Origin of the sequence: Parasynechococcus sp. (assembly GCF_042954325.1) — a bacterium.
GTDB lineage: Bacteria > Cyanobacteriota > Cyanobacteriia > PCC-6307 > Cyanobiaceae > Parasynechococcus.
Genome location: NZ_JBGKDS010000095.1, coordinates 1 through 21,755, shown reverse-complemented (window position 1 = coordinate 21,755; position 21,755 = coordinate 1). Strand labels below are relative to the sequence as shown.

21 protein-coding genes and 1 other RNA gene are annotated in these 21,755 nt (G+C 59.2%); 13 read left to right on the top strand and 9 right to left on the bottom strand.

Annotated elements, in window-relative coordinates; translation table 11 throughout:
* Positions 1–15: 15 nt before the first annotated feature.
* Together ACGVKB_RS11695 and ACGVKB_RS11690 are read right to left on the bottom strand one after the other, a co-directional pair.
* Positions 16–1,074 (bottom strand): DUF1611 domain-containing protein, encoded by a 1,059-nt coding sequence (locus tag ACGVKB_RS11695; protein ID WP_392351936.1) that lies wholly within the window; start codon positions 1,072–1,074, stop codon positions 16–18.
* Positions 1,061–2,158 carry an enolase C-terminal domain-like protein gene (locus ACGVKB_RS11690; protein WP_392351907.1) on the bottom strand — a complete coding sequence of 366 codons (1,098 nt, stop codon included), beginning with the start codon at positions 2,156–2,158 and terminating at the stop codon, positions 1,061–1,063. Before ACGVKB_RS11690 ends, ACGVKB_RS11695 begins: the two co-directional genes overlap by 14 nt.
* A gap of 97 nt (positions 2,159–2,255) precedes the next feature.
* On the opposite strand from ACGVKB_RS11690, the gene miaB reads away from it, so the two are divergent.
* From miaB to ftsZ, 5 genes are all read left to right on the top strand, one after another.
* Positions 2,256–3,647 carry a tRNA (N6-isopentenyl adenosine(37)-C2)-methylthiotransferase MiaB gene (gene miaB / locus ACGVKB_RS11685; RefSeq protein ID WP_392351906.1) on the top strand — a complete coding sequence of 464 codons (1,392 nt, stop codon included), beginning with the start codon at positions 2,256–2,258 and terminating at the stop codon, positions 3,645–3,647.
* A gap of 53 nt (positions 3,648–3,700) precedes the next feature.
* Positions 3,701–4,756 carry a D-alanine--D-alanine ligase family protein gene (locus ACGVKB_RS11680; protein WP_392351905.1) on the top strand — a complete coding sequence of 352 codons (1,056 nt, stop codon included), beginning with the start codon at positions 3,701–3,703 and terminating at the stop codon, positions 4,754–4,756.
* A gap of 31 nt (positions 4,757–4,787) precedes the next feature.
* Complete coding sequence (locus tag ACGVKB_RS11675; RefSeq protein ID WP_392351904.1) at positions 4,788–5,198, top strand: hypothetical protein; 411 nt, start codon at positions 4,788–4,790, stop codon at positions 5,196–5,198.
* Positions 5,195–6,043, top strand: coding sequence for a cell division protein FtsQ/DivIB (locus ACGVKB_RS11670; protein ID WP_392351903.1), 849 nt, complete (start codon positions 5,195–5,197; stop codon positions 6,041–6,043). The genes ACGVKB_RS11675 and ACGVKB_RS11670 overlap by 4 nt, the downstream gene beginning before the upstream one ends.
* Positions 6,044–6,115: 72 nt before the next feature.
* Positions 6,116–7,264 carry a cell division protein FtsZ gene (gene ftsZ / locus ACGVKB_RS11665; protein ID WP_392351902.1) on the top strand — a complete coding sequence of 383 codons (1,149 nt, stop codon included), beginning with the start codon at positions 6,116–6,118 and terminating at the stop codon, positions 7,262–7,264.
* Positions 7,265–7,290: 26 nt separating this feature from the next.
* Here ftsZ and ffs read toward each other — a convergent pair.
* Positions 7,291–7,387: signal recognition particle sRNA small type (gene ffs, locus ACGVKB_RS11660), an RNA gene on the bottom strand.
* A 40-nt stretch (positions 7,388–7,427) separates the two neighbouring features.
* Between ffs and panB the strand changes: the two genes are divergently transcribed.
* Entirely contained in the window at positions 7,428–8,237 is an 810-nt protein-coding gene (gene panB / locus ACGVKB_RS11655; protein WP_392351901.1) for a 3-methyl-2-oxobutanoate hydroxymethyltransferase, read from the top strand.
* On the opposite strand, the gene hemW is transcribed toward panB, so the two are convergent.
* Positions 8,155–9,375, bottom strand: a complete 1,221-nt coding sequence (hemW, locus tag ACGVKB_RS11650) for a radical SAM family heme chaperone HemW (RefSeq protein WP_392351900.1) — start codon at positions 9,373–9,375, stop codon at positions 8,155–8,157. The two genes, panB and hemW, sit on opposite strands and share 83 nt — an antisense overlap.
* 39 nt (positions 9,376–9,414) lie before the next feature.
* Between hemW and ACGVKB_RS11645 the strand changes: the two genes are divergently transcribed.
* From ACGVKB_RS11645 to cbiB, 6 genes are all read left to right on the top strand, one after another.
* Positions 9,415–10,557, top strand: a complete 1,143-nt coding sequence (locus tag ACGVKB_RS11645) for a PIN/TRAM domain-containing protein (RefSeq protein WP_392351899.1) — start codon at positions 9,415–9,417, stop codon at positions 10,555–10,557.
* A 45-nt stretch (positions 10,558–10,602) separates the two neighbouring features.
* The gene (locus ACGVKB_RS11640; RefSeq protein ID WP_392351898.1) at positions 10,603–11,271 is read left to right on the top strand and encodes an ATP-dependent Clp protease proteolytic subunit; all 669 of its coding nucleotides are present in this window, start codon (positions 10,603–10,605) and stop codon (positions 11,269–11,271) included.
* A 38-nt stretch (positions 11,272–11,309) separates the two neighbouring features.
* Entirely contained in the window at positions 11,310–11,912 is a 603-nt protein-coding gene (locus ACGVKB_RS11635; RefSeq protein ID WP_392351897.1) for an ATP-dependent Clp protease proteolytic subunit, read from the top strand.
* A gap of 62 nt (positions 11,913–11,974) precedes the next feature.
* Positions 11,975–12,970 carry a ketol-acid reductoisomerase gene (gene ilvC / locus ACGVKB_RS11630; RefSeq protein WP_392351896.1) on the top strand — a complete coding sequence of 332 codons (996 nt, stop codon included), beginning with the start codon at positions 11,975–11,977 and terminating at the stop codon, positions 12,968–12,970.
* Between the two features lie 149 nt (positions 12,971–13,119).
* Positions 13,120–14,064 carry a hypothetical protein gene (locus ACGVKB_RS11625; RefSeq protein WP_392351895.1) on the top strand — a complete coding sequence of 315 codons (945 nt, stop codon included), beginning with the start codon at positions 13,120–13,122 and terminating at the stop codon, positions 14,062–14,064.
* A complete protein-coding gene (gene cbiB, locus ACGVKB_RS11620) occupies positions 14,061–15,086 on the top strand; it encodes an adenosylcobinamide-phosphate synthase CbiB (RefSeq protein WP_392351894.1) in 1,026 nt (341 codons plus the stop codon). Before ACGVKB_RS11625 ends, cbiB begins: the two co-directional genes overlap by 4 nt.
* Here cbiB and ACGVKB_RS11615 read toward each other — a convergent pair.
* Together ACGVKB_RS11615 and ACGVKB_RS11610 are read right to left on the bottom strand one after the other, a co-directional pair.
* Positions 15,080–15,838 (bottom strand): sugar transferase, encoded by a 759-nt coding sequence (locus ACGVKB_RS11615; protein ID WP_392351893.1) that lies wholly within the window; start codon positions 15,836–15,838, stop codon positions 15,080–15,082. The genes cbiB and ACGVKB_RS11615 overlap by 7 nt on opposite strands.
* 31 nt (positions 15,839–15,869) lie before the next feature.
* Positions 15,870–17,120 (bottom strand): glycosyltransferase, encoded by a 1,251-nt coding sequence (locus ACGVKB_RS11610; RefSeq protein WP_392351892.1) that lies wholly within the window; start codon positions 17,118–17,120, stop codon positions 15,870–15,872.
* A gap of 62 nt (positions 17,121–17,182) precedes the next feature.
* On the opposite strand from ACGVKB_RS11610, the gene ACGVKB_RS11605 reads away from it, so the two are divergent.
* Positions 17,183–17,434: a hypothetical protein gene (locus ACGVKB_RS11605; protein WP_392351891.1), complete on the top strand. Its 252-nt coding sequence runs from the start codon at positions 17,183–17,185 to the stop codon at positions 17,432–17,434.
* Between the two features lie 123 nt (positions 17,435–17,557).
* On the opposite strand, the gene ACGVKB_RS11600 is transcribed toward ACGVKB_RS11605, so the two are convergent.
* From ACGVKB_RS11600 to ACGVKB_RS11590, 3 genes are all read right to left on the bottom strand, one after another.
* Positions 17,558–19,294 carry a hypothetical protein gene (locus ACGVKB_RS11600; RefSeq protein WP_392351890.1) on the bottom strand — a complete coding sequence of 579 codons (1,737 nt, stop codon included), beginning with the start codon at positions 19,292–19,294 and terminating at the stop codon, positions 17,558–17,560.
* Positions 19,295–19,511: 217 nt separating this feature from the next.
* Positions 19,512–21,185: a hypothetical protein gene (locus tag ACGVKB_RS11595; RefSeq protein WP_392351889.1), complete on the bottom strand. Its 1,674-nt coding sequence runs from the start codon at positions 21,183–21,185 to the stop codon at positions 19,512–19,514.
* A gap of 205 nt (positions 21,186–21,390) precedes the next feature.
* Positions 21,391–21,755, bottom strand: a 365-nt coding sequence (locus ACGVKB_RS11590; protein ID WP_392351888.1) for a hypothetical protein, incomplete at its 5' end; no start/stop codon positions are given.

Below are 21,755 nucleotides of genomic sequence, written 5' to 3'. Positions count from 1 at the left end.
ATTCCTGAGCTTTGCTCAGGATGGAATTGCATCTAGCACCGCTTCTCCTCCCCATCGCACTAGATCCGTGCAGGGCAGTTGCAGGGTCTGTTCCATGTCTCGGACAGCCGCGTGCGCGTCGTTGTCATTGAGTCGGGCCGTGTTGAGCGCAAGGGCACGGACGGCGGGAGACGGCCCGGCACCCTGCGGACGTGCCAGGGCCGCAAGCGCTTCCGTGATGGCAATCAGTTCTTTCAACGGCGGCAGCGGAATCGCTGGAACGCGATCGAGGGTCCGCTGATGCGCCCGATGAACCAGGAGAAGATCGGTGGGTTGGCTGCCCCGAATCAGCGGCAACGTTGCCGTTGAGGCTGGATGGCAAAGCGAACCCTGACCTTCAATCAGGACCAGATCCGATGCCGCCAGGCCCGCGCCCGCCTGCAGAACAGCCGTTTCGACCGCTCCGGCGGCGTAATCAACGCGCACCGCATCGAGCGCGACGCCCTGACCTGCAATCAGGATTCCAGCCTGACCGGTTCCGACAAAGCGTGCAGGCCGCTGACGGCGGTGGGCAGCAGCCAGCAGCTCCAGACAGGCACTCATTTTTCCCACCGCCATGTCGGTTCCCACCGCAAGAACTCGCCGACAGGGCAGGGCCGCCGCTGCCGCCTGACCCACGCTGAGCCCTTGCGGCTCCTGACGAAGATCCCAAATCCAACGGTCGGGATGGCGGCAAGCGGCGAACTCCGGATCCTCCGCTAAGCGGCTGTGCAAACCACTGGCCAGATGGAGTCCAGCCTGCAGAGCGGCACGAACATCCCTCCGCATCGCGGCGGGAAGCTGCCCACCGGACGGCGCCAGACCCACCACGGCAACCTCAGGTTCAAAGGCCAGCGCAGCGTTCAGGTCAGCGACGACCGGCACCGACCGCGCAATGCCAGTGACCTGCTCCAGGGAGCAGCCGGCATGGTCCGGGTCCACGACGGCAACGATCGGCCCGGAACGATGCCGCAACATCGCGAGGCCGGTCTTACCGCGCAGATTGTCCAGTCCACCGTGTTGCAACAGCACCACGCGATGTTCAGCGTTGAGCATCGGTTGCTCCTGGCTTGCGATCGATGCCAAGGCCCGCCCCGGGAGGCGCTGACAGGAGGTCATCGTCCCGCGGCAGACCACAGAACGGGTCGTCGATCAAGTTGAGATGGCTGTCCAAGTCGGGCCACCGCACCCATGGCAACAGCTGTGCCGCCGCACCATTCAGAAGCTGGCTGTCGGAGTAGCACCCCACCATGAGATCTAGCTCGAGGGCCCTGGCGACCTGGGCCATCAACCAGGCATGGGACAGGCCTCCAGTTTTCAGCAACTTCAGGTTCACGCCATCCACCACAGGAGCCAGGCGCAACAGATCCTTCAGATCCCAACAACTTTCATCCGCCACCAGCGGCATCGGGCAATCGGAATGGAGTGCTTCAAAACCAGCCCTGTCTTGCTCAGGATCGAGCAGGGGTGGCAAGGGTTGCTCCAGAAGAACCACCCCGGCCCGCTGAAGGATCGGAAGCATGGCCCGTGCCTGATCGAGCGACCAGCCGCCATTGGCATCCACCTGCAGGTCATGAACCTGCCCGGTCTGCTGACGGCGCTGGGCCAGGGCCTGGGCCACAGCCTGAACCAGCGCACAATCGTGCTCGAGCCCATCGGGGCTGCCGAGTTTGAGCTTGATCCGCGTCGCCGGCAGCAGATGCCACCACCGCTCCAGGCGTTGCAACACCGCATCCACGGCACCCAGTCCCAAGGTCACACTCGTGGCGACACTCGCGGTGCCGTTGAGTCCGTACAAGCGCCAAACCGGCTGCCGTAGGCGTTGGCCCCGCCAGTCCAATAACGCCAGGTCGAGGGCACAGCGGGCCGGGGGGGACAAATCCTCAAACCGTGCATGCACCTGCTGGTGCTGCATCGGATCCAGCGCATCCAGCTGCGGTAAAAGCTGTTGGAGTTCCTGTTCAACAGCATCGGTCGCAAAGCCGCGATGACCGGTCTCGAAGCCACCGGTCTCGCCTCGACCGATGCAACCCTGCTGATGCAGGCTCAACTCCAGCCGTTGCACCGACGCCGTCGTCCCTCGGCTGATCGCCAGGGGAACGTCTTTGGTCAGAGAGAAGCGTCTCAGGGCCCAGCCCATGACCGGCTCAGCACCGATCTCCAAGCTGGCACATCACCGCGGTGGTGGACACTGATTCTGTCGATGCAGTTCGTGATCCTCGCGATCGCTCCCACTCTTGGTCGTTTCCGCCCTCAACTCCCCAATCGCCGATACCGCTCGCCACACCGGCAGTTACTGGATCACCACCTTCGGCTGTCAGATGAACAAGGCCGATTCCGAACGGATGGCCGGAATCCTCGAAGCCATGGGCTACCGGGAAGCGACCGAGGAGCTGGAGGCGGATCTCGTCCTCTACAACACCTGCACGATCCGCGATAACGCCGAACAGAAGGTTTACAGCTACTTAGGGCGCCAAGCGCAACGCAAGCGCAACAACCCCAACCTCACGCTGGTGGTGGCGGGATGTGTCGCGCAACAGGAAGGTGAATCCTTGCTGCGCCGTGTTCCAGAGCTGGATCTGGTCATGGGACCGCAGCACGCAAACCGCTTGGAAACCCTGTTGCGCCAGGTCCATAGCGGCCAACAGGTGGTGGCCACCGAAGAGCACCACATTCTTGAAGACATCACCACCGCCCGTCGCGACAGTTCGATCTGCGGCTGGGTGAACGTGATCTATGGCTGCAACGAGCGCTGCACCTACTGCGTTGTTCCATCGGTTCGCGGCCAGGAGCAGTCCCGCCTTCCGGAGGCGATTCGTCTCGAAATGGAAGGGCTGGCTGCTCAGGGCTACCGGGAAATCACGCTTTTGGGACAGAACATCGATGCCTACGGGCGCGATCTGCCGGGCATCACGGCTGAGGGACGCCGCCAACACACCCTCACCGATCTGTTGCATCACGTCCACGACGTGAATGGCATTGAACGGATCCGCTTTGCCACAAGCCATCCGCGTTATTTCACCGAGCGTTTGATCGATGCCTGCGCGGACTTGCCAAAGCTGTGCGAGCACTTTCATATCCCCTTCCAGAGCGGCGATAACGATGTGCTCAGGGCCATGGCGCGGGGCTACACCGTGGAGCGTTACCGCCGGATCATTGATCGCATCCGGGAACGGATGCCCGATGCCTCCCTCAGCGCCGATGTGATCGTCGGCTTCCCTGGAGAAACCGAGGTTCAATACCGCCGGACCCTCGATCTGATTGAAGAGATCGGGTTCGATCAGGTGAATACGGCTGCGTACTCGCCCCGACCCAACACCCCTGCAGCGAGCTGGACCAACCAGCTCTCCGAAGAGGTGAAAGTGGCTCGGCTCAAAGAAATCAATGCCCTTGTGGAGCGTTGCGCCCGCGAACGCAATGCTCGCTACGAGGGCCGAACCGAAGAAGTTCTGGCCGAGGGCGTGAACCCCAAGGACCCCAGCCAACTGATGGGACGGACGCGGACCAACCGCCTCACCTTCTTCTCTGCCACCGCTGACGATGGACAACGGTTCGCAGCGGGGGACCTGGTCAACGTTCGGATTGATGCTGTCCGGTCCTTCTCCTTAAGCGGCACCCCCCTGACCTGACTGGACTGACGCGATACCTTTGGCGCTCTTGAACCAAGGGCGCCAAAGAGGCGATGACAGCGAATCGCACGATCGTCGGTCTGGTGTTCGGCGGTGCCTCCGGTGAACACGATGTGTCCATCCGGTCAGCACGCACTGTTCTGACCGGTCTGACCGACGGTGAAAACCGCAACCGCTACACGGTGATCACGGTCTACATCGACCGTGAGGGCCGCTGGTGGGGCGAAGCGGTGGCCCGGAGCGTGCTGGCCAACGACCTGAGCACCGATCCAAGGCCGACCCCCTTGCCTCCGGCGGGATTCCGAGGCCTTCCCGACGAGGCCAGCCACGTGGAGATCTGGTATCCCGTGCTCCACGGTCCCAATGGTGAAGACGGCACCGTTCAAGGATTGTTCCGCTTGATGGGCCAACCCTTTGTGGGGGCTGACGTGCTGGGCTCAGCGATGGCCATGGACAAACTGGCCATGAAGGCCGCCTTCGCGGCAGCTGGCCTGGCTCAGGTTCCGTACATCGGCCTCACGGCGTCCGAGTTGCGGGAGAGCGCGACAGAGGATGCCGTCATCCAGCGAATCGAGCGGGAGCTCGGCTATCCGTGTTTTGTCAAACCGGCCAACCTCGGCTCGTCGGTTGGCATCAGCAAAGCCCGCGATCGTGAGCAACTCAAGGACGGGCTGGCACAGGCCGCCCAGCTCGACCGTCGCATCGTGGTGGAGCAAGGCGTGAGTGCCCGGGAATTGGAGTGCGCTGTTCTTGGAACCGAAGCACCCCGGGCTTCGGTGGTTGGGGAAGTGCGCTTCGAGGCCGACTGGTACGACTACGAGACCAAATACAGCGCAGGCACCAGCAGCACACTGATTCCGGCCCCGCTGCCCGACCCCATCAGCCAAAGCGTGCAATCCCAGGCCCTTCAGGCCTGTGCCGCCGTCGGAGTCGACGGCATGGCTCGCGTGGACTTTTTCTTCGATCCGCAGAGCAACCAACTTTGGATCAATGAAATCAACACGTTGCCGGGATTCACCGACCAGAGCATGTACCCGATGCTCTGGAAAGCGAGCGGGTTAACACTTCAGCAGCTCGTTCACGAACTGGTCCAGACGGCTGGAGAATGATGGGACGAACCGGTTCATCCCCCTCCATCTCATGAGCCAAGGCCTGCTCTGGTTACCACTGCTGCTGGTGTTCGTGCTGCTTGCGGCCTTGGGATGGCTGGAGCGTCGCAGGCAGGCGCTGTTCCGCCAATGGTCTGATGGTTCGGAGCTTGCGAAGCTTGATGATTCCGGGGGGGCACAGCTCAGGGATGGAGAACTGCGCTGGTGCAGCTTTGAGGCTGGTCAGTTCCAGGACAAAGGCAGTTTTGACATCTGTTGTCTCGAATTGGTCGAGCTGATGGCCCTGGCCTCCGGTGATGCTCCCCTAACGGAGGAATCACAAGGTCGCTGCCGGCTTCGCCTGGTCGGCAAAGATCTTCAAATGGATGTTCCCTTTGCGGACGCCGATCGGGCTCGGCGCTGGGGCAATCAGCTCATGGAGCGGGCCCGCTGCGATCTGTGAAACGTCCCATTGCAGCGAAACGACAGCGTTCGCCCGTCAAACTTTCGCCGCAACTGGAACGCCGGCGCGCCCTGCGACAGGAGAAGCAGCGTGACCTCGCCATTCAGGTCTGGCGCCTGGTGGTGCTGCTATCGACAACAACCGTGCTCGGTTGGAGCTTGCTGCGGTTCGGCTGGACCCTGGAAGGCACCGATTCCATTGTGATCAGCGGCGATGTCGGCCTTGATCCTGCCGTTATCGCCAAGGTTGGAGGCTTTCAGTTTCCTCAACCCCTGCTCGAAATCAGGCCCAAGGCCCTGGAACAGGAGCTGCTCACGGATCTCCCGGTCCGAACCGTCAGGGTGGAACGGCGATTGTTTCCGGCGCGGCTGGAACCGGAGCTCACAGCACGGATCCCCATCGCTGCAGCTCTGCAGCATCGCGGCTCGACCAAAACAGCTGGAATGATTGATGCCAGTGCCAATTGGATCGATCTGACGGCCGATCTCCCACAGAGAAAGCCGACCAGCTCGATCCTGGTGGATGGCTGGAGCCAAAACAGGCGACCGTTCATCGCCGAACTCCTGCGGCAACGCGACCGGATCGGCGGCGATCTCCAACGGATCGTTCTGGAGCCTGAAGGCCGTGTCGTCCTGCAGACCGGCCGCCTCGGAGCCATTCAACTGGGCTCTGATCCTGGGTTGCTTCAGCAGCAGATCAATGCCATCGATCAGTTGAACCAATCCATCCCTGCCCATCTGGTGCAAGGGCGTCAGGGCAGCATTGATCTCAGCAACCCGGAGCGGCCCGAAATCTTGCAGCCCAGCAAGCCAACCAAGGAGAAAAAAGCAGCGCTTCCTAACTAAGTTCTTGCCAAGATCCAAAGATGGCCTGAAATTGACCTAATCAACCCCTAATTCGCGAGTCGTAGAGACATAATGCAGCCACCTCTCAATGGTTCCGCCTCGTCGATGGATATCGGGAACATCGCTGAATCGTTTGAGACCGCAGGCATCCAGCCCAGTCAATCCGCAAGGATTGAAGTGATCGGAGTCGGAGGCGGTGGCAGTAATGCCGTCAACGGCATGATCTTGAGCGATCTTGAAGGCGTGGCCTATCGCGTACTCAACACCGATGCGCAGGCGTTGATTCAATCCCGAGCTGGCCACCGGCTGCAGCTTGGTCAAACCCTGACGCGCGGACTCGGCGCTGGTGGCAATCCAACCATCGGTCAAAAGGCCGCTGAAGAATCCAGAACTGACCTGCACGAGGCGCTCCTGGGTTCCGACCTGGTCTTCATTGCCGCCGGAATGGGCGGAGGCACCGGAACCGGAGCGGCGCCCGTCGTGGCCGAAGTCGCCCGCGAAGTCGGTGCTCTCACCGTGGGCATCGTCACCAAGCCGTTCAGCTTTGAAGGGCGCCGGCGGATGCGTCAGGCCGACGAAGGAATCGCTCGTCTCGCCGAACACGTGGACACGTTGATCGTGATTCCGAATGACCGGCTTCGGGATGCCATCTCCGGTGCTCCGCTGCAGGAAGCCTTCCGCAGTGCGGACGACGTGCTTCGGATGGGCGTCAAAGGCATCAGTGACATCATCACCTGTCCTGGACTGGTCAATGTTGACTTTGCCGACGTTCGTTCGGTGATGACCGAGGCGGGGACCGCCCTCCTCGGCATTGGAATTGGCTCCGGACGCTCCAGAGCTGTCGAGGCCGCTCAGGCCGCCATCAGCAGCCCAATGCTGGAGACCGAGCGGATCGACGGTGCCAAGGGCTGTGTGATCAACATCAGCGGCGGCAAGGACATGACTCTGGAAGACATGACCACCGCCTCCGAAGTCATTTATGACGTGGTGGATCCGGAAGCCAACATCATTGTTGGTGCCGTGATTGATGAAGCCCTCGAAGGCGAGATCCATGTGACCGTGATCGCCACCGGTTTCGAGAATGGCCACCAATACAAGAACGAGCGCTCAGCAATCGGCACGATCCCTGCCGCACGACGGGAGCAGCGCCCAGAGGCCGACGAAAATGGAGCACGTATTCCTGAATTCCTGCGTCAACGTCAGGAGAAAGGCCAGGGCTGAGGCCGATCTCCTGAGAGGGGGAATTGGGTGACCCGGAGTCCACGCCTGTCCTGAGCATCCCGTGTGGCTGCTCCCTTCCGGTCCTGACCAGATTTAGGCGTCCGAACCGCATGGGTCCGAGTCGACGTGATGCTAGCAATAACCCCTCTCAGGGCAAAAACCCATGCGCCCCTCGGAGCTGATCAAGTTCAAACAGGCCGGGCGGACCATCACCATCCTCACGGCTTGGGACAGCCTCTCAGCGGCGTTGGTCGAAGCGTCCGGTGCCGATGCTGTGCTGGTCGGGGATTCGCTGGCGATGGTGGCTCTCGGCCACGCGACCACGCTGCCCGTCACGCCGGACCAGATGTTGCATCACACCCAGGCCGTGATGCGTGGCTTCCGGAATCCACCGGCGCAGCAACCCCTCATCATTTGCGATTTGCCGTTCCTCAGCTACCAGTGCGGTGAAGAGCAGGCGATGGCCGTGGCGGGCCGACTCCTCAAGGAATCGAATGCGGCAGCCGTGAAACTGGAGGGGGCTGAACCGGAAACGGTTGCGGTCATCGATCGACTCGTGCGCATGGGCATCCCGGTGATGGGTCATCTCGGTTTAACGCCGCAAGCCGTTCACCATCTCGGGTATCGACGACAGGCGGAAGATCAACGCAGTCAGGAGCGGATTCTCGAGCAGGCCCAGGTCCTCGAGACCGTTGGCTGCTTCGCCCTGGTGCTCGAACACATTCCAGCTGAACTCGCTGGACGCATTCGGCAGCGTCTGGCCATCCCTGTGATCGGCATCGGAGCAGGTTGCGATTGCGATGGGCAGGTGCGTGTCACAGCGGACCTTCTCGGACTGACCCCACGGCAACCGCCCTTCAGCCCGGCGCTGATCCAGGGCCGTGATTTGTTCACGACTGCGCTGGATCAATGGGTTCGTGATCAGCAAGCGCATCCCACCACACCAACAACTCCACCAAAACCTGATTGCTGAGGGCCATGCCCTTCGGATCGGTGAGCTGCCAGCGACCAGCACGGCACATGATCAAGCCAGCGCTGATCAGATCTCGCCACCGATCGATCAACCCCTGGGGATCAGGGCAGCCGAGCCGTTCAAGGGCAACCCCCTCGCGGCAGCGGAGACCCACCAGCAATCGATCATCCAAGGGAATCGCAGACCACTGCTCCGGCACAGCCATTGGAGCCCGCTCACGATCCGTCAGCCAATGGCGATAGGCCTCTCGCGTGCGGGGTCGCGCCTCACGCTCTCCGAACGCACCGGAGGTCGCCCCCATGCCGAATCCCCACCACCCTGCACCGCTCCAATAGACGCGGTTATGTCGCGAGGCATGGCCAGGCCGCGCATAGTTGGAGATCTCATATCGACTCAGACCGGCCTCCGCCAGTTGCCGCTGGGTTAAGGCCATCAACTCCACGGCCAAATCCTCCTCAGGAAGGGCCAGAGCACCTTGGCGCTGGCGGCGCTCAAACACCGTCCCCGGCTCCACCGACAAGTCATAGACCGACAGATGGGGAGCCTGGGTGGCGACGGCCTGATCCAACTGAGCCGACCAGTGCTCCAGGCTTTGACCGGGCAGGTTCTGAATCAGATCCAGACTCCAAGAACGCAACCTTCCGCTGCGATGGGCCTCTTGCATCCAGACGCAGGCCTCATGGAGATCCGCCGCGCGATGACGGCGTCCGAGGTCGAGCAGAACCGCATCATCGAAGCTCTGTCCGCCGAGGCTGACACGGTTGATGCCATGGTCCAACAGATCCGTCAATTTCTGCTGATCGAAACTGGCGGGGTCCATTTCAAGGGTGATTTCCGCACCTTGCTGAAGACCAAAGCGGTCCCGGAGACGCGCCAGAAGGAATCCGATCTGATCCGCGGTTAGCAGTGACGGGGTCCCGCCTCCGAAATAGACCGTGGCAAGAGGCGGACCAGCTGGGGCAGCTGCGATTTCGCGCGCGAGCAGGCCGAGGTAATCGCGGATGGATGCACTGCCGGGACCAGCGTCAGCCCGGGCTCGATCACCGAGGGGGACGACAGCGAAATCGCAGTAATAGCAGCGCCGATGGCAGAAGGGAATGTGGAGATAAGCGCTGCGCGGACGTTGGGAATAAGGCATGCTTCAAGGACACGGATTGAGCTGCCGAGACCTGACCCCATGGTGGATTCGCTCATCCTTGTGTTGTTTGTGGTCTCCGGAGCTGCCGCCGGCTGGATGGGTGTTCACCTCCTTCCACCCGGATTGGTGAATGAAACCACCGACGTTGAACAGCTTCGCGTGATCCTCACAGGCTCCGCCGGTGGCATCGGCCTGGTGGCCGGCTTTGTGTTCAAACGCCTCCGCGTCCGACTGACCCAGCAGGTCCGGACCATGCCGACGGACCTCTTGGTGAGCCGTGCCCTCGGCCTCGTCCTCGGCCTGCTGGTGGCCAATCTGCTGCTGCTGCCTGTGCTGCTGCTGCCGTTGTCCGGGGGCGTGGTGCTGCTCAAGCCTCTGCTGGCCGTGATCAGCAATGTGTTCTTCGGCATCCTTGGCAGCAACCTCGCCGCAGTCCATGGCCGCACCCTGCTGCGCCTGTTCAACCCCTCCAGCACCGAGGCCCTCCTGGTCGCCGACGGGGTTTTAACCCCGGCCACGGCGAAGATCCTCGACACCAGCGTCATCATCGATGGTCGAATCCGAGGAATGCTGGCCTGCGGCCTGCTGGAAGGGCAGGTGATCGTTGCGGAAACGGTGATCAGTGAGATCCAACAACTCTCCGACTCCACCAACATCGAAAAACGCGCCAAGGGACGTCGGGGCCTGAAGCTGCTGAAAGAGCTTCGCGAGACCTACGGGCGACGCCTGGTGATCAACAGCACCCGGTACGACGGTGCAGGCACGGATGACCGCCTGCTGCAACTGGCGACTGACACGGGCGGCACGCTGGTGACCGCCGATTTCAACCTCGCCCAGGTGGCGGAGGTCAAAGAGCTCAAGGTGATGAATCTGAGCGAACTCGTGATTGCTCTGAGACCGGAGGTACAACCCGGCGACGAACTCAATCTCAAGATCGTCCGCGAAGGCAAGGAAGCGACACAGGGCGTCGGCTATCTCGATGACGGAACCATGGTTGTCGTTAATGATGCAAAAGAATTGATTGGCCAGCGCCGTCCTGTTGTGGTGACCGGTGCCTTACAGACCCCGACAGGTCGAATGGTTTTTGCAAGGCTCGATACCAAATCAGCCAAACCAGCCAATGGGGTAAAAACCAAGAACAAGGCCAGTAGCAAGGCCGCCAAACCGAACGAGCGTTCTTAGGCAGACCCCCGCTAGGCTCGTTATCACTTGAGATATTGCGAGGGAATGACAACCTCTGCGCCTTATTACGGCGACAGTGCCGTTATGCGCACGCCACCTCCGGATCTCCCTTCTCTTCTTCTCAAGGAGAGAATCGTTTATCTCGGATTGCCTCTTTTTTCTGACGATGATGCCAAGCGTCAGATGGGCATTGACGTCACGGAATTGATCATTGCCCAACTCCTCTTTCTGGAGTTCGACAATCCTGAGAAACCCATTTACTTCTATATCAATTCCACCGGAACAAGTTGGTATTCAGGTGAAGCGATCGGATTTGAAACCGAAGCCTTTGCCATCTGCGACACACTCCGCTATGTGAAGCCTCCGGTGCACACCATTTGCATCGGCCAGGCCATGGGAACCGCGGCTGTGATTCTGTCGGCTGGCACCAAGGGCCAGCGTGCTGCTCTGCCCCATGCATCGATCGTGTTGCATCAACCCCGTAGCGGGGCCCAGGGACAGGCCACCGACATTCAAATTCGCGCCAAAGAGGTTCTCCACAACAAGCAAGCGATGCTGGAAATCCTCTCCACCAACACCGGCCGCTCGGTGGAGCAGCTCAGCAAGGACTCCGATCGAATGAGCTACCTGACCCCCCATCAGGCCGTCGATTACGGGTTGATCGATCGCGTCCTGACCAGCCGCAAGGATCTCCCTGGCAGCACCGACAGCTGATCACTCTCTTCGTTTTCGTTATCTCTTCCTTCTGACTCATGCCGATTGGTACTCCGAGCGTTCCCTACCGCCTCCCCGGCAGCCAGATGGAGCGCTGGGTCGACATCTACACCCGCCTTGGTGTCGAGAGAATTCTCTTCTTGGGCTCCGAAGTGAATGACTCCGTCGCCAACAGCCTGGTGGCACAGATGCTCTACCTCGACTCCGAGGACAGCAGCAAGCCGATCTACCTGTACATCAACTCTCCAGGTGGATCCGTGACGGCTGGCCTGGCGATCTACGACACGATCCAGTACGTCAAAAGTGAGGTAGTCACGATTTGCGTTGGCCTGGCTGCCTCCATGGGAGCCTTCCTTCTGGCCGCCGGCACCAAAGGCAAACGTGTCGCCCTCCCGCACAGCCGGATCATGATTCACCAACCCCTGGGCGGCACCAGCCGGCGTCAGGCCAGTGACATCGAGATCGAAGCACGGGAAATTCTGCGCATGAAGGAGATGCTGAACCGCTCGATGGCCGACATGAGCGGCCAGACCTTCGAGAAAATTGAGAAAGACACTGACCGCGACTACTTCCTGAGTGCCGAAGAGGCCAAGGAGTACGGCTTGATCGACCGGGTGATCTCCCATCCGAACGAAGCCTGATCTCTTCGGGGCAGGTCGCTGCGTAAGCTCTTGCATTGCCCTGCACTGCAAGCCTGCCCCGGATGGCCCAGCTCTTCTACGACTCCGACGCTGATCTCGGTCTGCTGAACGGCAAGACCGTGGCAATCATCGGGTATGGCTCCCAGGGCCATGCCCATGCCCTGAACCTCAAGGACAGCGGCGTGAACGTGGTGGTGGGCCTCTACGAAGGCAGCCGTTCCGCCGAGAAGGCCAAGGCCGATGGTCTCGAAGTGCTCAGCGTTGCTGATGCGTCCGCCAAAGCGGATTGGATCATGGTGCTGCTGCCCGACGAATTCCAGAAAGAGGTTTACGAAAAGGAAATCGCTCCGCATCTGAATTCCGGCAAGGTTCTCAGCTTTGCCCATGGTTTCAACATCCGCTTCGAGCTGATTAAGCCCCCCGCGGACGTCGACGTGGTAATGATCGCCCCCAAGGGCCCGGGTCACACCGTGCGCTGGGAGTACCAGAACGGACAAGGGGTTCCCGCCTTGTTTGCCATCGAACAGGACGCTTCGGGCAACGCCCGTGGTCTGGCCATGGCCTATGCCAAGGGCATCGGCGGCACGCGCGCCGGAATCCTGGAAACCAACTTCAAGGAAGAAACCGAAACCGACCTCTTCGGTGAGCAAGCTGTGCTCTGTGGAGGTCTCTCTGAGCTGGTGAAAGCTGGCTTCGAGACCCTCGTGGAAGCTGGTTACCAGCCTGAACTGGCCTACTTCGAGTGCCTCCACGAAGTGAAGCTGATCGTGGATCTGATGGTGAAGGGTGGTCTCACCTCGATGCGTGATTCCATTTCCAACACCGCTGAGTATGGCGACTACGTCAGTGGCCCTCGCCTCATCACCGCCGACACCAAGGCGGAAATGAAGCGGGTTCTGGCGGATATTCAGGACGGAACCTTCGCTCGGAACTTCGTGGCTGAGTGCGAAGCAGGCAAGCCTGAAATGAACAAGATCCGGGAGCGCGACGCCAAGCATCCCATCGAGAAGGTCGGTAAAGGCCTGCGTTCGATGTTCAGCTGGCTGAAAGACGCCTGATCGTGTGATTCATGGCCATGCTGTGGGGAGGTGGTCCTCCCCACAGCATGGTTTGGATTCCAAAGCGCCTCCCTGCTACGACCTTGTGGGGATCGTCTCAGGCTGGCAGCACCCTACTTTTCGCCTCCAGCGCGTGGATGGTGAGTGGGTTGTCCAGTTCACCGCTCCTCAACGGAGCCTTACCGGCGGTGGCCGCAGTACCCCTGCTATTGCGACAACATCGACAGATCAACGGCTATGTCCTGCGCATTGTTGGAGCCATCCTGCTGATTGTGATCAGCCTCATCCCCAGCGGGATCGATTCAATCAAGTCAGTACTCATTGCAGGCACATTTCTGGCGCTTTTTCTACATAATTTCGGCAAAGAATTATCCAGCGTTCCAATTAAACAAAGCCTGGTCGAACAATCTGGAACGAACATGCAATCCCTGAGGATTGTTGAGGACCTCGGTGCGGTATCAGGGAACCTCATTACAGCGTTAATTTTCCCTGCCATCCGACAATTCATTCCGGCTTTGCTGCTGTTGATGCCGTTAACGCTCGGACTCCCTGAAACGCGCACCTTCAAGGCAGCGAAGCAGCGTCATCACGAATCTCTCCCGGTGCACAACCTGTGCCTCCTTCAAGGACTCGTGATTGGAGCACTCTTTGCTCTCTTGGCTTTATGGGTTCGCGAAATCGATGGTGGGAAGTGCTTTGACTTTGCAATGGTGCTCACTGCCTATCAGTTCGGACGACCATTCATGCTCTGGATCCCCAAGATGGCAGCTCCATTGCGCTATCTGATGCTGCTCGCGCTGATCCTGTCGAGTCAAATGGTGACCCAAGCATGGCTTTCAGTTGCACTCTTCATTCCGATCGGTGCACTGGTCAGCTCCTGTGAACGCACCCTGATTGACGACATGAGTCAGGACAGTGCACCAACTCAAAGCTGGCAGGTGCTCCATCGGTCCTCAGCCATCGGAGGCATCATCGGCAGTATCAGCCTGGGAGTGCTCTGCCAATTCGCAGGACTTGATACGGCCCTATGGGTGATCGGGTTTGGATTCCTGATGCTGGCGAGTTTGCATGCGTTGAAGCCAGCCACCACATGACCCCACTCCTGAGCGGAAGCCTGGCCATCACGCTGGCCGTGGGGCTGGACAAGCTGATTGGAGATCCGCGCTGGCTCCTCCATCCCGTGGTGGTCATGGGTTGGTTCATTCAACGCCTGCGTGATCAAGTCGAGCCATGGGCCGGAGACACACCTTGGAAGCTCCGTCTGGCAGGTGCCGGCATCGCCGTCGCGCTGATCAGCAGCAGTGGCCTGGCCGGATGGGGGGTCGAACGCCTTGCCGTTCACCCCTGGGGGCTCAAGCCAATGGGCTGGGTGCTCCTGGTGATCGGACTGGCCAGTGCGTTGGCAGGGACGAGCCTTCGCAGCAGCGTGATGGCCATCATCAACGCGCTGAATCCGGACAACAATGGTGATCTCAGCCAAGCCAGGGACAAGCTGAGCTGGATTGTGGGCAGGGATGTTCAGCACCTGGATCAACAAGCCATCCTCAGGGCAGCCACGGAAAGCGCCGCTGAAAATGCCGTTGATGGTTTGTTTGCTCCCTTGTTCTGGATGGGAGTTGGCACATGGATCTGGACGATGAACCCCGCTCTGCCAGGCCCCCTCAGCCTGGCCTGGATGTTCAAGGCCGCCAGCACCATGGATTCGATGCTGGGATATCGAACGGATCGTCTGCGGTGGCTGGGCACAGCAGGGGCCCGACTCGATGATCTGCTCGTCTGGCTGCCCTGTCGCCTGGTGATGCTGAGCCTGCCTCTGATCAGTTGCCCCTGGTCCGACTGGATCACGATTGTTCGCGCATCGGAGCGGGATGGAGCTCACGACCCATCTCCCAACGCCGGACGATCAGAAGCTGTGTATGCCCACTGCGTTGGGGTCCAACTGGGCGGTCGCAATCGTTATGGCGATCGCTGGGTCAACAAGCCCGTGCTGGCCGGTGGCAATCCACCCCCCCAACCCCAGGACGTCATCAAGGTGCTTCGACTGAACCAACGGCTTGAACTGTCTTGGATCAGCGCTCAGCTGATCGTCGCCAGCCTGATCAGCAGCGCTCAGTAAGCACCACGATCCATGGGCAGAAGTAAAACACCAAATGTGCGAATGATGATGGCCAAATCGAGCCCGATACTGCGTCCCCGTGCATAGGCCAGATCCAACTTGACCCGTTTTTTGTAGCTGAGATTATTGCGACCACTGACCTGCCACAGACCGGTGAGGCCGGGACGCACAGCCGCCACCTCCTCCATGTAAGAGCCGTAGCGGTTGAGCTCCTGATCCACGATCGGTCTCGGCCCGACCACGCTCATCTCGCCTCGCAGCACATTGAGGAACTGCGGAAGCTCATCCAAGCTGGAACGGCGCAAAAAGGTGCCGATCCAGGTGATCCGGGGATCACGACGCAGTTTGAAATCCTGTTCAAATTCGCGTCGCAAAGCAGGATCTGACGCAAGAACCTTGGCCAGTACCGCATCGGCATCGGAGCGCATGGTGCGGAATTTGATACAACCAAAGCGCTGATAAGCCCTGCCGACCCTCCGCTGCACATAAAAGACAGGACCGGGAGAACTCAGCTTGACCAGAACTGCCAACAACAACAGAACGGGAGACCCGAGCGTGAGAACAGTCAGAGAGAAAACAATGTCCCCAGCTCGCTTGACAACACGGCCCGATCGATTCTGCTGCTCAATCAGCGTCGGAACCGCAAGCTCAGACGGTGGTGCCGAAATGACCGCCAAATGGGGGCGATAGGAGCGCCTGCCGAGGGCGCGTCCTGCTGTTTGCCGCAGAGATGGCCGGGGGGCCGTGGTCAAAGGCTCAATTTGTGTCTCAACACACTCAACGTCACAGCTGCAGACCAGGCATCTCCGCAGGGTCACTCGCGTCAACGGCACAGCCCCGCTGATGCGCCGTCCATGCGCGCCGCAAGGACGCCTCCAAGCGGGAGGCGAACGCATCAGGGCGGAAGCGTTCGGCCCAGGAGCGGCAGAACTCAGGCCGAATTTGGGCCCAAACCCTCTGCTCTTCAAACCATTGCAGGGCCTCCTGCAGAGAACCAGCGGTCTGCTCACGGAATAACAGCCCCGTGGGTTCAGTGGCGGACCCGGTTGCACAACGAACCGTGTCCAACAATCCACCTTGACCAAAGCCAATCACCGGGGCACCCGCTGCCATCGCCTCGACAGGAGCGATGCCGAAATCCTCAAGTCCGGCATAAACGAAAGCGCGGCAGCAAGCCATCCACGCCTCGACCTGCTCCTGAGACTGTCGACCCAGCAAGCGAACGGTCGGTCCAGCAAGAGCCTGAAGCCTCGAACGCTCGGGACCATCGCCGATCACCACCAAGGGCAAACCAAGCCGGTTGCATGCCTCAATCACCAGATCGACACGCTTGTAAGGGACCAATCGACCCACGCAGAGATAGACGTCATCCCGCGGATCGGTCCAGCAAAACCGCTCCACGTCCACCGGCGGATGAATCACCTCGGCGTCACGGCGCCAGTACTGACGGATTCGTCTGGCGGTGAAGCGAGAGTTCGCGATCAAATGATCCACGCGCTGGGCACTGAGCTGATCCCACTGACGCAGCTTGTGCAACTGCTGCCGAATCAAGGGTCCAAGCCCCGCTCGAACCAGGGTGGATCGACGCAGATACGCATGCATCTGATCCCAGGCATAACGCACAGGGGTATGCACATAACTGACATGCAACTGATCCGGACCGGTCAAAACGCCCTTGGCCACCAAGTGACTGCTGCTGATCACCAGCTCGGCAGCACCAAGATCGATCTGCTCAATCGCATAGGGCAACAGCGGCAGGAACTGCTGCACGTGTGAGCGACCAAAGGGAAGCTCCTGAATGGGGCTCGTCAACACACGACGACCGAACAACCAACTACCGGGCCGATCCGACTCGGCATCCACCAACGCTGCCAACTGAGGCGACCTCTCCAGATCCGCCAACAAGCCATCAATCGCTTCAACCACCAGTTCCGCCCCACCGGTGGAACGCGGGCTAAACCACTCGTGCACCAGTGCGATGCGGTTGGGGAGGTCGTCAGACCAATCCGGGACCCGGTGCACGACAAACGGCATCATTCACTACGAAGTCTCTCAGCCGATTGCCGAGCTGGGTGACTTTCAAGATGCTTGGGAGCATGGCAAGCCATCCCATCAACGCGCTTCTTGAGGAAGCACTGGACCAACCAGACATCGGAACCACCGGCCAGTTTCGTTGGCATGCAACACCAGTTGGAATCGCAGCGCTTTGGATTGAGCCGTCGCCACCCTCGACACCGCCCTTTGACTCAGCGTTGAAAGAGGGGCTCAAAGTCGGACTGGATCTGAGCCGAGAAGAACGTGAATTCCATCAAGTCTCTCAAGGATTGGTGCTTCTATTCCACTCCTAAACCAATTCATCCACCAACGGGCGCATCGATTAATACCACTGTTAAACGATAAAAAACAGATCAAAAGCCCCCCTTGCGGGGGGCATGATCCGACTGACGGACTCCGCTTGGACTCGGAGCTGATCAGACGATATCCACGTTGGTCCTGGCCACGAAGTCCAAGACGGGCGCAGTATTCGCATCATCGTCGTTATCGATGGTGCCGATGTCGACTGCATTGGCGAAGTCACCGTTACTTGCGTACAGAATCACTCCGGTGTCTTCCGCTAATGCCAGTGTGCCTTGACCCGTCAGGGTGTTCACACCAGCAATCGCAGCCGCCGTATCCACAATGAACAAATTGGACGATTGGTTTGCATTGGCCGTGGCCGCGTTGACCTCGTCCACATCGTTCCCTGCGGAATAGGTGTTGAAGGTACTGGCATCAAAGCGCAGCAGGTCTGCCGCATTGGCGTTGGCATCAGCACCCACAAAATTGGTGATGTCATCACCATTATTTGTCGCGGTGATCGTCACCAAGCTGACAACATCCACAGAGTTCGCGGCTTGAAGCGTAATGACATCACGCCCAGAGCCCCCGGTCACCGTGCTGCCAACCACGGCGGAACCTTGAATGGTGTCAATGCCACCACGGCCATTCAATTGAGCAGCTCCATTGTTGGCTTGCAACACATCAGCAGCACCTGATCCGGTCAAGGTCAGTGCATCATTGGTGTTAACACCGGCATTGGTGTTGGTGAAATTCACTCCGCCTGTGGTGACGCCGGAGAAATCAAAGTTGCGAGCACCGGACAGCAGGTAGTTTCGTTGGATCACCTGCTGGGTGAAACTTCCGGATGCGGACACGGCCTCAAGACCCTGGAACGCACCGAAGTCGGCATTCACGCTGTTGTCATTGGTTACGGTCACATCGAGACTTTCGATGCCCACCACACGGTTGACATTACCGATCGCATTTTCCAGGTTGTTGACAGCATTCGAGCTGAGATTCAGCTGGTCTCCATCACCGCTGCTGGTATCAGTCAGATCATCCGCGGCACCAAGCGATCCAGCCGGTGCATTAACGATGTCAGCCAACGCCGTCAAACGATCTGCATTTTCAACAAACTCCGCCCCAATCACCTGTCCACCGACAGTCGAGGAATAAACATCCTGTTGTGCGGACAGGGTGATCGTGGAACCAGTGTCATTGGCCTCGGGAGGATCGATCACGACGGGAGGCTCATTGGCCGTGACAGACAGGGCGACCGCCTGGGTTGAGCTGTTACCCGCGGCATCGGTGGCGACCACATCGAAGGCGTAGGACGCCTTCGTCGCCAGATCAGGGCTTGTGTTAATCGCAACTTCACCGCTCTGGGCATTGATGCTGAAGCTGGAAGCATCGGACCCCGCCAAGGAAAAACTCAGCGGCGAAGCATCGGTGGCCTCAGCGTCATAGACGATCGTGCCCGGGGCAACGTCATCGACCACAGAGCTGGTGGCAGCGGATGTAAAAACCGGTGCATCACTGTCGTTGTTCTCAAGGCTGCCGGTGGGGCGCAATTTGGCGCGGCCGCGTTTTTTCCGATCTGAAATCGATGCAGTGAAGCTCTGCTCATCACTGTCAAGATCGTATTCAGCGCCGTTGCGCTTCTCCAGATTGATGCTGTCGCCATTGGTATCGGTCAGCTTGATCGTGAGATCAGCGCTGTTTTGACCCTGAAGAGCCTCATCCTTATCAAAATCAAACTTGAACTTATTCTTGGAATCACCAAGATTAACCGAATCAAGAAGATCACCATCTTCATTGAAAACCTGAGCAGTCATTCCGGTGAGCTTCTTGAAACCTTTAACCCGGGACTTGAGTTGGAATTGGGGCATGGTTCTGAGAGGGTAAACAGTTGGTCTTGGGGTAACGGGGTGAATCGTTTCCCCCGATGAATCAATGATGTCGGAATGAACTGCCCCACCCGTTGTTCCACATCAAGGACACTTGTGATCTTGATCACCAGACCACACGACAAAAAACAGCCAACAAAAAGCCCCCCTTGCGGGGGGCTTGATCCGACTGACGGACTCCGCTTGGACTCGGAGCTGATCAGACGATATCCACGTTGGCTGTGGCCACGAAATTCGCGAAATCATCGATGGTGCCAATGTCGACTGCATTGGCGAAATTACCGTTGCTCGCGTAGAAAATCACGCCAGTGTCATTGGCCAAGGCCAATGTGCCCTCACCGGTTTGCGTGTTGACGTTCGCAATGTTCGCCGCCGTATCCACAATGAACAGGTTCGATGCTTGGCTTGCGTCCGCAGTGGCTTGATTGGCCTCCGTCACCTGGGTCCCTGCGGTGTAGGTGTTGAAGGTACTGGCGTCAAAGCGCAGCAGGTCTGCCGCATTGGCGTTGGTATTGGCGCCGATGAAGCCGGTGATGTCATCACCATTATTTGTCGCGGTGATCGTCACCAAGCTGACAACATCCACAGAGTTCGCGGCTTGAAGCGTCACCACATCACGCCCAGAGCCCCCGGTCACCGTGCTGCCAACCACGGCGGAACCAACGATGTTGTCAATGCCACCACGGCCATTCAATTGAGCGGCTCCATTGTTGGCTTGCAACACATCAGCTGCATCAGATCCCGTCAGCGTGATGGCGTCATTGGTGTTAACACCGGCATTGGTGTTCGTGAAGTTCACACCACCGGTGCTGACGCCCGAAAAATCAAAGTTGCGGGCACCGGACAGCAGATAGTTCCGATGGATCACCTGCTGGGTGAAACTTCCGGATGCGGACACGGACTCAAGACCCTGGAACGCACCGAAGTCGGCATTCACGCTGTTGTCATTGGTGGCGGTCACATCGAGGCTTTCGATTCCCACCACCCGGTTCACAGTGCCGATCGCATTTTCCAGGTTGTTGGCAGCATTCGAGCTGAGATTCAGCTGATCTCCATCACCGCTGGTGGTATCAGTCAGGTCATCCGCAGCACCAAGTGAGCCGGCCGGTGCATTAACGATGTCAGCAGAAGACGTCAAACGATCTGCATTCTCAACAAACTCCGCACCGATCACCTGTCCACCGACAGTCGAGGAATAAACATCCTGTTGAGCAGACAGGGTGATGGTGTTGGGTGCAAGAGCCGTCACGGCCAGGGCAACGGCCTGCGTTGAGCTGTTACCTGCGGCATCGGTGGCGACCACATCGAAGGCGTAGGACGCCTTCGTCGCCAGATCAGGGCTCGCATTAATCGCAACTTCACCGCTCTGGGCATCGATGCTGAAGCTGGAAGCATCGGTCCCCGACAAGGAAAAACTCAGCGGCGAAGCATCGGTGGCCTCGGCGTCATAAACGATCGTGCCCGGGGCAACGTCATCGACCACCGAGCTGGTGGCAGAAGATGTAAAGACCGGTGCATCACTGTCGTTGTTCTCAAGGCTGCCGGTGGGGCGCAATTTGGCACGGCCGCGTTTTTTCCGATCTGAAATCGATGCAGTGAAGGTCTGCTCATCACTGTCAAGATCGTATTCAGCGCCGTTGCGCTTCTCCAGATTGATGCTGTCGCCATTGGTATCGGTCAGCTTGATCGTGAGATCAGCGCTGTTTTGACCCTGGAGAGCCTCATCCTTATCAAAATCAAACTTGAACTTGTTCCTGGAATTAGCGAGATTGACCGAATCAAGAAGATCACCGTCTTCATTGAAAACTTGAGCGGTCATTCCGTCGAGTTGTTTGAAACCTTTAACCCGGGACTTGAGTTGGAATTGGGGCATGGTTCTGAGAGGGTAAACAGTTGGTCTTGGGGTCACGGGGTGAATCGTTTCCCCCGATGAATCAATGATGTCGGAATGAACTGCCCCACCCGTTGTTCCACATCAAGAACCCTTGTGATCTTGATCACCAGCCACAAGCCAACAAAAAGCCCCCCTTGCGGGGGGCGTGATCCGACTGACAAACTCCGCTTGGACTCGGAGCTGATCAGACGATATCCACGTTGGCCGTGGCCACGAAATTCGCGAAATCGTCGATGGTGCCGATGTCCACAGCATTGGCAAAATTACCGTTGCTGGCGTACAGAATCACGCCGGTGTCATTGGCCAAGGCCAATGTGCCCTCACCGGTTTGCGTGTTGACGTTCGCAATGTTCGCCGCCGCATCCACAATGAACAGGTTCGATGCTTGGCTTGCATCCGCAGTGGCTTGATTGGCCTGCGTCACCGGGGTCCCTGCGGTATAGGTGTTGAAGGTACTGGCATCAAAGCGCAGCAGGTCTGCCGCATTGGCGTTGGCATCAGCACCCACAAAATTGGTGATGTCATCACCATTATTTGTCGCGGTGATCG